Source organism: Pseudomonas triticicola, assembly GCF_019145375.1.
GTDB lineage: Bacteria > Pseudomonadota > Gammaproteobacteria > Pseudomonadales > Pseudomonadaceae > Aquipseudomonas > Aquipseudomonas triticicola.
In genome coordinates this window covers 4149042-4162539 of sequence record NZ_JAHSTX010000001.1, presented here as the reverse complement: position 1 = coordinate 4162539, position 13498 = coordinate 4149042, and the positions used below count along the sequence as shown (strand labels likewise).

9 protein-coding genes are annotated in these 13498 nt (G+C 60.5%); 6 read left to right on the top strand and 3 right to left on the bottom strand.

The annotated features are described in order from the left end of the window. From KVG85_RS18325 to hemE, 4 genes are all read left to right on the top strand, one after another. Entirely contained in the window at positions 1 to 1587 is a 1587-nt protein-coding gene (locus KVG85_RS18325) for an AAA family ATPase (RefSeq protein WP_217864581.1), read from the top strand. Positions 1588 to 1938: 351 nt separating this feature from the next. Next, positions 1939 to 6384, top strand: coding sequence for a glutamate synthase large subunit (gltB, locus tag KVG85_RS18320; RefSeq protein WP_217864580.1), 4446 nt, complete (start codon positions 1939 to 1941; stop codon positions 6382 to 6384). 123 nt (positions 6385 to 6507) lie between these two features. Further along, positions 6508 to 7926, top strand: a complete 1419-nt coding sequence (locus tag KVG85_RS18315) for an FAD-dependent oxidoreductase (protein WP_039757038.1) — start codon at positions 6508 to 6510, stop codon at positions 7924 to 7926. A 253-nt stretch (positions 7927 to 8179) separates the two neighbouring features. Continuing rightward, positions 8180 to 9247, top strand: a complete 1068-nt coding sequence (hemE, locus tag KVG85_RS18310; protein ID WP_076565240.1) for a uroporphyrinogen decarboxylase — start codon at positions 8180 to 8182, stop codon at positions 9245 to 9247. 176 nt (positions 9248 to 9423) lie between these two features. Here hemE and KVG85_RS18305 read toward each other — a convergent pair whose 3' ends face one another. Continuing rightward, a complete protein-coding gene (locus KVG85_RS18305; protein ID WP_217864579.1) occupies positions 9424 to 10698 on the bottom strand; it encodes an MFS transporter in 1275 nt (424 codons plus the stop codon). A gap of 118 nt (positions 10699 to 10816) precedes the next feature. On the opposite strand from KVG85_RS18305, the gene KVG85_RS18300 reads away from it, so the two are divergent. Continuing rightward, positions 10817 to 11719, top strand: a complete 903-nt coding sequence (locus KVG85_RS18300; RefSeq protein ID WP_024011277.1) for a LysR family transcriptional regulator — start codon at positions 10817 to 10819, stop codon at positions 11717 to 11719. 101 nt (positions 11720 to 11820) lie between these two features. Here KVG85_RS18300 and KVG85_RS18295 read toward each other — a convergent pair whose 3' ends face one another. Further along, complete coding sequence (locus tag KVG85_RS18295; RefSeq protein WP_024011278.1) at positions 11821 to 12258, bottom strand: hypothetical protein; 438 nt, start codon at positions 12256 to 12258, stop codon at positions 11821 to 11823. Positions 12259 to 12444: 186 nt separating this feature from the next. Here KVG85_RS18295 and KVG85_RS18290 point away from each other — a divergent pair, with 186 nt between their 5' ends. After that, positions 12445 to 12828 carry a type II toxin-antitoxin system PemK/MazF family toxin gene (locus tag KVG85_RS18290; protein WP_217864578.1) on the top strand — a complete coding sequence of 128 codons (384 nt, stop codon included), beginning with the start codon at positions 12445 to 12447 and terminating at the stop codon, positions 12826 to 12828. A gap of 209 nt (positions 12829 to 13037) precedes the next feature. Here KVG85_RS18290 and KVG85_RS18285 read toward each other — a convergent pair whose 3' ends face one another. Further along, positions 13038 to 13481, bottom strand: coding sequence for a hypothetical protein (locus KVG85_RS18285; protein WP_016772042.1), 444 nt, complete (start codon positions 13479 to 13481; stop codon positions 13038 to 13040). Positions 13482 to 13498 lie beyond the last annotated feature (17 nt).

Here is a 13498-nt window from a genome sequence, read left to right as displayed (position 1 = left end):
ATGACTAGTTTGCATGCCGACGAGGCGTTTCTCGGCCATTTCCAGTTAAGTCACGACCCGTTCGCGCCACGGGTGCCGGGCTTCAAATTCTTCCCGGCCCAGCGCAAACCGGTGCTGGGTCAACTGCATCACCTGGCGCGTTACAGCCAGTTGCTGCTGGTGGTCACCGGCCCGCAGGGCAGCGGCAAGACCCTGCTGCGGCAGGCGCTCGTTGCCAGCACCAATAAACAATCGGTGCAGAGCGTGGTGGTTTCCGCCCGTGGCGCCGGTGATGCGGCCGGCGTGCTGCGCCAGGTGGCGCAGGCGCTGGATGTCGCTCAGGCCGAAGTCGGTGCGATTCTCGAGCAGGTGGTGCAACTGGGTCTGACCGGGCAGGAAGTCTATCTGCTCGTGGACGATGCCGAGCAGCTCGACGAGTCCGCGCTGGAAGCGTTGATGGCGCTCGGCGCCGGCACGCCGGAAGGTCGTCCGCATGTGTTCCTGTTCGGCGAGTCGTCGCTGATCGCTCAGCTCGAGGCGTTGCAGCTCGAGGAAGAGCGTTTCCACGTCATCGAATTGCAGCCGTACACCGAAGAAGAGACCCGCGAATATCTCGACCAGCGGCTGGAAGGCGCGGGCCGGGGTGTCGAACTTTTCACCGCAGATCAGATCTCTGATATTCACGAAAGCTCCGAGGGCTGGCCGGGCAACATCAACCAGGTCGCTCGCGATGCACTGATCGAAGTCATGATTGCCAGCCGCTCCGCGGTCAAGCGTCCAAGTATGGGGTTCAACATGCCGAAGAAACACGTATTGGCGATTTCCGCCGTCGTTGTGGTCGCGGTTGCCGCCGCCTGGCTGATGCCGGGTCGCAGCAAGGCACCGACCACCGGTGCTCCGGCCAATGAACAGGCGCAATTGCCATTGGGTCAGGGCGCAGCAAACAGCGCCAACCCGTCCGTCGAATTCGCCGGCAACACCCAGCCGATGCCGCTGCCATTGGTCGGCAACTCGCAGCCGGTCATGCGTGGCCCGCTGGCAGAAGCCGCCGGTGGCATCACCGAAGGCGACGACGGCGTGCCGCTGGAAGGCTCCAGCGATACGCCGCCGACCGTAACCACCTCCGCGCCGCCTGCTGGCGTTCCGGCCGGTCCTGCGCCGACACCGGTTCCGACTCCTGCTGCCAAACCGGCGCCAACCCCGGCACCGACGCAGATCGCCACAGCCAAGCCTGCTCCGGCCACCCCGGCGCCAGCTGCGAAACCGGCTCCTGCTCCGGCCAAGCCTGCCGACAAGCCAGTTACCGTGGCCAAGGCTGCCGGTGGCAGCTGGTACGCCGGTCAGCCGACCAGCAACTATGTCGTGCAGATCCTCGGCACCAGCTCGGAGTCCGCCGCGCAGAACTTCGTCAAGGAGCAGGGCGGCGAGTACCGTTATTTCAAGAAAGTCCTCAACGGCAAGCCGCTTTACGTGATCACCTACGGCAACTTTGCCAATCGTGATGCGGCCGTTTCTGCCATCAAGGCCTTGCCAGCGAAGGTTCAGGCTGGTAAACCTTGGCCTCGCACTGTCGCCAGCGTCCAACAGGAACTGGCAACAACTCGCTGAAGATTCGGCGGCCTTACCCAGGCCGCCTCTCCCGGCACCTCAAAATCTCCACGAGTGCGCGCTTCCTGAAAAGGTCGCGTGCCTTGTGGTGTCTGCGTCACAGTAGTTTTTGAGTCGTTGCGGTCAGAATTTAAAAAAGTTTTGACTAGCACAGCAGATCGCTTTAAACCTTTCACAAATGCGACATGAATTTGCGACAGTTCGTCGTCAAATTTGTGAGCCTCTGTGTCGCTGTGTACAATGACCACCCTTTTGCCCCCGCTAAGCCGGCGTACGTTCGGCGCGGAACGCAAGTGGTTGAATTGAAAAGAAATTTGCCTCGAATAGGGGCAGCCTGGTGAGAAAGTGTCTATGAAAGCAGGTCTGTACCAACCAGATGAATTCAAGGATAACTGCGGTTTCGGCCTGATAGCTCATATGCAGGGCGAGCCCAGTCATACCCTTTTGCAAACGGCCATCGAGGCCCTGACCTGCATGACCCACCGCGGTGGGATTAATGCCGACGGCAAGACCGGTGACGGTTGCGGTCTGCTGATTCAAAAACCCGACGCCTTCCTGCGAGCCATTGCCCAGGAAAGCTTCGGCGTCGAAATGCCCAAGCAATATGCCGTGGGCATGGTGTTCTTCAATCAGGATCCGGCCAAGGCCGAAGCCGCTCGCGAGAACATGAACCGCGAGATCCTCGCCGAAGGCCTGCAACTGATCGGCTGGCGCAAAGTGCCGATCGACACCAGCGTCCTCGGCCGCCTGGCCCTTGAGCGCCTGCCGCAGATCGAGCAGGTCTACATTGGCGGCGAAGGCCTGAGCGATCAGGACATGGCCGTTAAGCTGTTCAGTGCCCGTCGCCGTTCGTCGGTGGCCAACGCCGCTGACACCGACCACTACATCTGCAGCTTTTCGCACAAGACCATCATCTATAAAGGCCTGATGATGCCGGCCGACCTGGCGGCGTTTTATCCGGACCTGAGTGACGAGCGCCTGCAAACCGCAATCTGCGTGTTCCACCAGCGCTTCTCTACCAACACCCTGCCGAAATGGCCGCTGGCGCAGCCGTTCCGCTTCCTCGCCCACAACGGCGAGATCAACACCATCACTGGTAACCGCAACTGGGCGCAGGCCCGGCGGACCAAGTTCACCAACGATCTGATGGATCTGGAAGAACTCGGCCCGCTGGTCAACCGTGTCGGTTCCGACTCATCGAGCATGGACAACATGCTCGAACTGATGGTCACCGGTGGCATCGACCTGTTCCGTGGCGTGCGCATGATCATTCCGCCTGCGTGGCAGAACGTCGAAACCATGGACCCGGATCTGCGTGCGTTCTACGAGTACAACTCGATGCACATGGAACCGTGGGACGGCCCGGCCGGCGTGGTAATGACCGACGGTCGCTACGCGGTGTGCCTGCTCGACCGTAACGGTTTGCGTCCGGCGCGCTGGGTCACCACCAAGAACGGTTTCATCACCCTCGCCTCGGAAATCGGCGTGTGGAACTACCAGCCCGAAGACGTGCTCGCCAAGGGTCGCGTCGGCCCGGGCCAGATCTTCGCCGTGGATACCGAAACCGGGCAGATTCTCGACACCGATGCGATCGACAACCGTCTGAAATCCCGTCATCCGTACAAGCAATGGCTGCGCAAGAATGCCCTGCGCATCCAGGCGACCATGGAAGACAACGACCACGGTTCGGCTTTCTACGACGTCGATCAGCTCAAGCAGTACATGAAGATGTATCAGGTCACGTTCGAGGAGCGTGATCAGGTGCTGCGCCCGCTTGGCGAGCAAGGTTACGAAGCCGTGGGCTCGATGGGCGACGACACGCCGATGGCCGTGCTGTCCCAGCGTGTGCGCACGCCGTACGACTATTTCCGTCAGCAGTTCGCGCAGGTGACCAACCCGCCGATCGACCCGCTGCGTGAAGCGATCGTGATGTCGCTGGAAATCTGCCTCGGTGCCGAGCGCAACATTTTCCAGGAGTCGCCGGAACACGCCTCGCGCGTGATCCTCAGCTCGCCAGTGATCTCTCCGGCCAAGTGGCGCTCGCTGATGAACCTCGACCGTCCGGGTTTCGAACGGGCGATCATCGACCTCAACTACGACGAAAGCCTCGGCCTCGAAGCGGCGATCCGCAACGTTGCCGATCAGGCTGAAGAAGCTGTGCGCGCCGGGCGTACCCAGATCGTCCTCAGCGACCGCCATATTGCCCCGGGCAAGCTGCCGATCCACGCTTCGCTGGCGACCGGTGCAGTGCACCACCGCCTGACCGAGAAAGGCCTGCGTTGCGATTCCAACATCCTCGTTGAAACCGCGACCGCCCGTGACCCGCATCACTTCGCGGTGCTGATCGGCTTTGGCGCCTCGGCGGTCTATCCGTTCCTGGCCTACGAAGTATTGGGTGACCTGATCCGTACCGGTGAAGTCCTGGGCGACCTCTACGAGGTGTTCAAGAACTACCGCAAAGGCATCACCAAAGGTCTGCTGAAGATCCTGTCGAAGATGGGTATCTCGACCATCGCTTCGTACCGCGGTGCGCAGCTGTTCGAAGCCATCGGCCTGTCCGAAGAAGTTTGCGAGCTGAGTTTCCGTGGTGTGCCGAGCCGCATTAAGGGCGCGCGTTTCGTCGACATCGAAGCCGAGCAGAAAGCCCTCGCCGTCGAAGCCTGGAGCCCGCGCAAGCCGATTCAGCAGGGCGGTCTGCTGAAGTTCGTCCATGGTGGCGAATATCACGCCTACAACCCGGACGTGGTCAACACTCTGCAAGCCGCTGTGCAGCAGGGCGACTACGCCAAGTTCAAGGAATACACCTCGCTGGTGGACAACCGTCCGGTGTCGATGATTCGCGACCTGTTCAAGGTCAAGACCCTCGACACGCCGCTGGACATCAGTGAAGTCGAGCCGCTGGAGTCGGTGCTCAAGCGCTTCGATTCCGCCGGCATCTCGCTGGGCGCACTGTCGCCGGAAGCTCACGAAGCCCTGGCCGAAGCCATGAACCGCCTCGGTGCGCGTTCCAACTCCGGCGAAGGTGGTGAAGATCCGGCACGTTACGGCACCATCAAGAGCTCGAAAATCAAACAGGTTGCCACCGGCCGTTTTGGTGTAACTCCGGAATACCTGGTCAACGCCGAAGTGCTGCAGATCAAGGTCGCCCAAGGCGCCAAGCCGGGCGAGGGCGGGCAACTGCCGGGCGGCAAGGTCAACGGGCTGATTGCCAAGCTGCGTTATGCAGTGCCGGGCGTGACCCTGATTTCGCCACCGCCGCACCACGACATCTATTCGATCGAAGATTTGTCGCAGTTGATCTTTGACTTGAAGCAGGTCAACCCGCAGGCGCTGGTTTCGGTGAAGCTGGTAGCAGAAGCGGGCGTCGGCACCATTGCTGCCGGTGTGGCCAAGGCCTATGCGGACTTGATCACCATTTCCGGCTATGACGGTGGCACCGGTGCTTCGCCGTTGACCTCGATCAAGTACGCTGGCGCGCCGTGGGAACTCGGTCTGGCTGAAACCCACCAGACTTTGCGCGGCAACGACCTGCGCGGCAAAGTCCGGGTGCAGACCGACGGTGGCCTGAAAACCGGTCTCGACGTGATCAAGGCCGCGATCCTTGGCGCCGAGAGCTTCGGCTTCGGTACCGCGCCGATGATCGCACTGGGCTGCAAATACCTGCGCATCTGCCATCTGAACAACTGCGCCACTGGCGTCGCGACGCAGAACGAGAAACTGCGCAAGGATCACTACATCGGCACCGTCGACATGGTGGTGAATTTCTTCACCTACGTCGCCGAAGAAACCCGTGAGTGGCTGGCCAAACTGGGTGTGCGCTCCCTCGAAGAGCTGATCGGTCGCACTGATCTGCTGGAAATCCTCGAAGGCCAGACCGCCAAGCAGCATCACCTGGACCTGACGCCGCTGTTGGGCAGCGATCACATCCCGGCGGACAAACCGCAGTTCTGCGGCGTTGAGCGCAACCCGCCGTTCGACAAAGGTCTGCTCGCGGAGAAGATGGTCGAGCTGGCCTCGTCGGCGATCAACGACCTCAGCGGCGCCGAGTTCGAGCTGGATATCTGCAACTGCGACCGTTCGATCGGCGCCCGGATCTCCGGCGAAATCGCGCGCAAGCACGGCAACCAGGGCATGGCCAAGGCGCCGATCACCTTCCGTTTCAGAGGCACGGCGGGGCAGAGCTTCGGCGTGTGGAACGCCGGCGGTCTGAACATGTACCTCGAAGGCGACGCCAACGACTACGTCGGCAAAGGCATGACCGGTGGCAAGCTGACCATCGTGCCGCCGAAGGGCAGCGTTTATAAGACTCAGGAAAGTGCCATCATCGGCAACACCTGCCTGTACGGTGCCACTGGCGGCAAGCTGTTCGCCGCCGGCACCGCAGGCGAGCGTTTCGCCGTGCGTAACTCCGGTGCCCACACCGTCGTGGAAGGCACTGGCGATCACTGCTGCGAGTACATGACTGGTGGTTTCGTCTGCGTGCTCGGCAAGACCGGTTACAACTTCGGTTCTGGCATGACCGGTGGTTTCGCCTACGTGCTCGATCAGGACAACACCTTCGTTGACCGGGTCAATCACGAACTGGTGGAGATCCAGCGGATCAGCGGCGAGGCGATGGAAGCCTATCGCAGCCACCTGCAGAACGTGCTGAACGAGTACGTCGCCGAAACCGACAGCGAGTGGGGTCGTGAACTCGCCGAGAACCTCGATGATTACGTGCGTCGTTTCTGGTTGGTCAAGCCTAAGGCGGCGAGCTTGAAATCTCTGCTCTCAAGCACTCGTGCGAGTCCGCAGTAACGACGCAGCTGCAAGCGGCAAGCTACAAGCCGCAAGTTAACAGCAGTGCGCGATGTGCCTGCAGAGTGATTTTCTTGCAGCTTGAAGCTCGTAGCTTGAAGCTGCTGTTATGAGGTTTTGAAGATGGCCGAACGTCTCAGTAACGACTTTCAATTCATCGATGTCGGGCGCAAGGATCCGAAGAAGAAACTGTTGCGTCAACGCAAGAAAGAGTTCGTCGAAATCTACGAACCGTTCAAACCCCAGCAGTCGGCCGACCAGGCCCACCGCTGCCTGGGTTGCGGCAACCCGTATTGCGAATGGAAGTGCCCGGTGCACAACTTCATTCCAAACTGGCTCAAATTGGTCGCCGAGGGCAACATCCTTCAGGCCGCCGAGCTGTCGCACCAGACCAACACCCTGCCGGAAGTCTGCGGCCGGGTGTGCCCGCAGGATCGTCTGTGCGAGGGTGCCTGCACCCTCAACGACGGCTTCGGCGCGGTGACCATCGGTTCGGTCGAGAAGTACATCACCGACACCGCGTTCGCCATGGGCTGGCGCCCGGACATGTCCAAGGTCAAGCCGACCGGCAAACGCGTGGCGATCATCGGCGCGGGCCCGGCGGGTCTGGGTTGTGCCGACGTGCTGGTGCGTGGCGGCGTAACTCCGGTGGTGTTCGACAAGAACCCGGAAATCGGCGGCCTGCTGACCTTCGGCATCCCCGAGTTCAAGCTTGAGAAGACCGTGCTGAGCAATCGTCGCGAAGTCTTCACCGGCATGGGCATCGAGTTCCGTCTCAACACCGAAGTCGGCAAAGACGTGACCATGGAACAACTGCTCGCCGAGTACGATGCGGTCTTCATGGGCATGGGCACCTACACCTACATGAAGGGCGGTTTTGCCGGTGAGGACCTGCCGGGCGTTTATGACGCGCTGGACTTCCTCATCGCCAACGTCAATCGCAACCTGGGCTTTGAAAAGTCGCCGGAAGATTTCGTCGACATGAAAGGCAAGAAGGTTGTGGTGCTCGGCGGCGGCGACACGGCGATGGACTGCAATCGCACCTCGATCCGTCAGGGCGCCAAGTCGGTGACCTGCGCGTATCGTCGTGACGAAGCGAACATGCCCGGCTCGCGCAAAGAGGTGAAGAACGCCAAGGAAGAAGGCGTGAAATTCCTCTACAACCGCCAGCCGATCGCCATCGTCGGTGAAGACAAGGTCGAAGGCGTGAAAGTGGTCGAGACCCGTCTCGGCGAACCGGACGCCCGTGGCCGTCGTAGCCCCGAGCCGATCCCGGGTTCCGAAGAGATCATCCCGGCCGATGCCGTGGTCATCGCCTTCGGCTTCCGTCCGAGCCCGGCACCGTGGTTCGAACAGTTCGAGATCCAGACCGACAGCCAGGGCCGCGTTGTTGCGCCCGAGCAAGGTCAGTACAAGCACCAGACCAGCAACCCGAAAATCTTCGCCGGTGGCGACATGGTGCGCGGTTCCGACCTGGTGGTGACGGCGATCTTTGAAGGGCGCAATGCGGCTGAAGGGATCCTCGATTACCTGGGTGTCTAACCCCGGCACCTGAGCCAAACGCAATAACCCTGTGGGAGCGAGCCTGCTCGCGAAAGCGGTCTGTCAGCCAACTTCAATGTTGGATGTGCCGGCCTCTTCGCGAGCAGGCTCGCTCCCACAGTTGTTTTAGGGTGTTGCGGAAAATCGTGTTCCAGCGCGACAAATTGACCCGATAGACAAAAGGCTGACCCACATCCGTGCCTTTTGCCTCGCGCTCTGAGAAAATGCCCGCACTTTTTTTCCGGATGCCGACATGACTGCCCTGAAGAACGACCGTTTCCTCCGCGCCCTGCTCAAGCAACCCGTTGACGTCACCCCTGTGTGGATGATGCGCCAGGCCGGTCGCTACCTCCCGGAATACCGCGCCAGTCGCGCGCATGCCGGCGACTTCATGAGCCTGTGCATGAATCCGCAATTCGCCTGCGAAGTCACCCTGCAACCGCTCGACCGCTATCCCCAACTGGACGCGGCGATCCTGTTTTCCGACATCCTCACCATTCCCGATGCCATGGGCCAGGGCCTGTACTTTGAGACCGGTGAAGGCCCGCGCTTCAAAAAAGTTGTCAGCACCCTGGCCGACATCGAAGCCCTGCCGATCCCGGATCCGCACAAAGACCTCGGCTACGTGATGGACGCGGTCAGCACCATCCGTCGCGAGCTGAACGGACGTGTGCCGCTGATCGGTTTCTCCGGCAGCCCGTGGACCCTCGCGACTTACATGGTCGAAGGCGGCTCGTCAAAAGACTTCCGCAAGACCAAGGCGATGCTTTACGACAATCCGCAAGCCATGCACCTGTTGCTCGACAAATTGGCGCAATCGGTGACTTCGTACCTCAACGGCCAGATCATGGCCGGTGCACAAGCGGTGCAGATCTTCGATACCTGGGGCGGCAACCTGTCGGCGGCGGCGTATCAGGAATTCTCCCTGGCCTACATGAAGAAAATCGTCAGCGGCCTGATCCGCGAGAACGACGGACGCAAAGTGCCAGTGATCCTCTTCACCAAGAACGGCGGCCTGTGGCTGGAAAGCATCGCCGAAGCCGGCGCCGACGCCCTCGGTCTGGACTGGACCTGCGACATCGGCAACGCCCGTGCCCGTGTCGGCGACAAGGTCGCGCTGCAAGGCAACATGGACCCGACCGTGCTCTACGCCAAACCGGAAGCGATCCGCACTGAAGTCGGGCGCATCCTCGCCAGCTACGGCAAGGGCAGCGGCCACGTGTTCAACCTTGGCCACGGCATCACCCCGGAAGTCGATCCAGAACATGCCGGCGCGTTCCTTCGTGCGGTGCATGAGCTGTCGGCGCAGTATCACGAGTGATCAGCGCCCAATAAAAAACGCCCGGCCAATGCCGGGCGTTTTCTTTTGCACGATCTAATGTCGTACCCAAATCAACTGTGGGAGCGAGCCTGCTCGCGAAAGCGGTGTGTCATTCAACACTGATGTTGCCTGACACAGTGCATTCGCGAGCAGGCTCGCTCCCACAGGGTTTTATGTCAGGCTTTGACACCCTGCAACGGCGGCAACTTCGCCAGTTTCAACGCCACCAGCAGGGCAATCAGCAACAACGCACCAATAAACAGCCCGATCCCGTTCCACCCGCCCAGATGCCAGAACACTCCGCCCGCCGTCCCGGCAATGCTCGACCCGGCGTAATAACTGAACAGATACAGCGACGACGCCTGACCCTTGGCGGTCAACGCGCGCCGGCCGATCCAGCTGCTCGCCACCGAGTGCGCGGCGAAGAAGCCGAAGGTGAACACCAGCATGCCGACGATCACCAGCAACAAGGAAGTGAACATGGTCAGTGCCAGTCCGGCGAACATCAGCGCAATGGTCGCCCAGAGCACTTTGCGTCGCCCCAGCTTGTCCGCCAAAGAACCGATTTTCGCCGAGCTGTAGATCCCCGACAGGTAGACCACCGAGAGCAATCCGACAAATACCTGATCGAGGTTGTACGGCGCCGCCAGCAAGCGGTACCCGATGTAGTTGAACAGCGTGACAAACGCGCCCATCAGCACAAACGCTTCGAGAAACAGCAGCGGCAGCCCGGCGTCGCGAAAATGCATGGTGAAGCCGTCGAGCAGGCTGCGCGGGTGCAGCGAGCGAGCACGGAAGTTGCGCGACTCCGGGAGGATCTTCCAGAACACCGCCGCCGCGACCAGCGCCAGACCGCCAATCACCAGCATCGCCGTGTGCCAGCTGACGAAGTCGATCAGCACGCCGGTGATCAAGCGCCCGCTCATCCCGCCGATCGCGTTTCCGCCGATGTACAAACCCATCGCCAGGCCGATGTGTTGTGGATGGATTTCTTCGCTCAGATAGGTCATCGCTACCGCTGCCAGACCGCTCAATGACAGGCCGATCAGCGCACGCATGATCAATACGCCCTGCCAGCTCGGCATCATCGAACTGGCGATGGTGCACACCGCGGCAGCGAACAGCGCCGCGACCATCACTGGTTTACGGCCGATGCGGTCGGAAATCGGCCCGGTGATCAGCAGACCGAAGGCCAACATGCCGGTCGCCACCGAGAGGATCAGGCTGCTCTGCGCGGCATTGATCCCGTATTCGTGGGACAGCAGCGGCATCATCGGTTGCACGCAGTAGAGCAGGGCAAACGTCGCAAAACCGCCACAGAACAGCGCCAGTACCGTGCGCATGAACGCCGGCGTGCCTTTTTCGATGTAGATCTCCTGCAGCTCGGCGAGGGTATCATCGCCGGCAGCGGGCGGGACTTCGTGGGCAAGGGGCGCAACAGCAGTTTTCACTTCAGACCTCGGAAAGCACAGCCGGGCAGGCAATGAAAAAATCATATAGCTGGCTAATGTTTCTATCCAATATATTGTTCGACCTGTTTGATAGCTTCAGCGACCTAATGGTAATCCTATGGAACTGCGTCATCTGCGTTACTTCATCGCCGTCGCCGAAGAACTGCATTTTGGCCGGGCCGCACAGGTGCTGGGCATCTCCCAGCCACCACTGAGCCAGCAGATTCAGGCGCTGGAGCAACAGCTCGGCGCGCGATTGTTCGAGCGCACCAATCGTCGGGTCGAATTGAGCGAGGCGGGCAGGTTGTTTCTGCAGGAGGCGCGGCTGGTGCTGGCACAAGTCGACAAGGCGGCGGATGTTGCCCGCCGTGCGCAACTTGGCGAGCTGGGTGAGTTGAAGATTGGCTTCACCTCGTCGGCGCCGTTCAACTCGACCATTCCGCAGGCGATTTTTTCCTTTCGTCAGCGCTTTCCGGCGGTGCATCTGAATTTGCGCGAAATGAGCAGCACCATGGTCGCCGATGCCTTGGTGGACGAGTCGATCGAAGTCGGCATCATGCGCCCGCTCGGATTGCCGGATTCACTGAGTGTTGTGGAGTTGATGCGCGAGCCATTGGTGGCGGTGCTCAGTTCCAAGCATCCGTTGGCCCAAGGCAGCGACGAAGGCCTGTTTCTCTCGGCGCTGGCGCTGGAGCCATTCGTGTTTTTCCCGCGCAGCTATGGCAGCGGGCTGTACGCACAACTGCTCAGTCTGGCCCGTGACGCCGGCTTCAGCCCGCACTTCGCTCAAGAGGCTGGCGAGGCGATGACCATCATCGGTCTGGTGGCGGCGGGCTTGGGTGTATCGGTGCTGCCAGCGTCCTACCAACGCATGCGCATCGACGGCGTGGTCTACCGCCCGCTGCTCGATCCTGAAGCGATTTCGGCGGTTTGGCTGGTGCAGCGCAAAGATCAGAAATCACCGATGGCCAAGGCGTTTGTCGAACTGCTGACGCGCAAGGTTGAGCCCCTGACGGTGTGAAGGCGGCTGGCGCTTTCGCGAGCAGGCTCGCACACAGGGAAAAGCATTCCAAGGTGGGAGCGAGCCTGCTCGCGAAGGCGTCGGCCCAAACATCACAGATTTCAGGGCAACCGCACCAAATCCCCCTTCAAAGCCACCCGGGTAACAAAAACTCCTGCCCGGCACTCGTACGTATTCAAATCCTTGCGCACATGCTGGTCGTAGTAACTGACGATATTCACAACCGCATTCGCCCCGACCCGCTTGGCATCAGCCTGCAATTTGATCAGATTCGACTGCAGCACCCATTCGCACGAAGCCTGGTCGCTCTTGTTGAAACCGTTGGTTTTCAAATCACTGACCACCCCTTGGCGCAGCAACTGCTGAGTGCCCTGCGGCCCGTTGCCGATCAGGTAGAACTTCACACTGCCATCCAGCCGACCGGCGCGAATGGCGTCCGACAGCACGGTTTCGAAAGGCATGTACATGAGGTTGGTGGCATGGCTGGCACTGGGCAGCAGGGCGATAAGCGCAGCGGCCATCAGGGCTTTCACTTGCATGGTCATCTCCTTTGACGGTGAAAGGGAACTGCGAGGGCAGGTACTGAGCCGGGACCTGCTTAAGCGAGTCTAGATGGTGCAAGGGAGCGAGGGGATTGCAGAGAGCTACATTTCCCGTTACGGATCTGCCTTAGGGGAACGCTCGATTTTTGCGCAAAATCGCCTCTTTTCCAGTGAGTGCCACGGATGCCTCTTCGATACCAGCCCAAGGAGCGCAGCGTGCTGATTTGCGATTTCAGAGGCTATGAAGTGCCTGAGATGGTGAAAGTCAGGCCCGTTGTCGTTCTGCGTAAACACCGCAGCAATAGTCTGTTGGTAACTGTGGTGCCTTTGAGTACTACAGCGCCTGATCGTCTGCTTGATCACCATCTTGAGCTGGCGAGTCATCTACAAGGCGCCAGTCCGAAATGCTGGGCCAAATGTGACATGGTGGCGACGGTCAACCTTTCACGGCTCGACCGAATTAAAAGTCGAGATCGGAGAGGGAGGCGCGTCTATCTGATTTCACATCTCGCAATAGAAGAATTCAGCGCCATCAAAGCCGCAGTGAGACAGGCCCTGGGATTGTGATGGCACTGAATATGGCGCCGAGAGGCGAAACGCCAGCCGTTGTCTGCCGATGCATTTCAAGCAATACTGCCTGCGTTCCCGAAAGGGGCTTGTGAGACTCTGAGGATCCTGGGTAACCAGCCATCGCAGAGCCAGGCAGGTAATCGGCGATGACAAGCCAACCTGTCTGTGAAAGGGCGCCAAACGGCGCCCTTTGTCATTTCTGGCGTTTACTGAACCTTCGCCAGATCACCCTTCAGCGCAACGCCCGCCATGATCGCGCCGGCGTGGCATTCGTAGGTTTGCGCGTCCTTGCGCTCGTTGCGCTTGTAGAAGCTGACGATGTTGGTCACGGCATTGGCGCCGGCGTTTTTCGCGGCCTGGTGCAGGCTGATGATTGCCGATTGGGCGACCCACTCGCAGGCGACTTCATCGGATTTGTTGAAGGCGTTGGTTTTCTTGTTGGTCACGGCGTCGGGGCTGACCACGGTGACTTTGCCGGCCGGGGTGTTGCCGGCCAGATAGAATTTCACGCTGCCATCGATCTTGCCGGAGCGGGTGGCTTCGGCGACGGCTTTGTCGAATGGCAGGTAGACCGCCGTGTCGCGTGCCTGGCTGATCGCTGGCAGGGCGCAGAGCAGCAGGGTGACGGCGGCGAGTTTGTTGAAGTGCATGTAGGTCTCCTTGACCT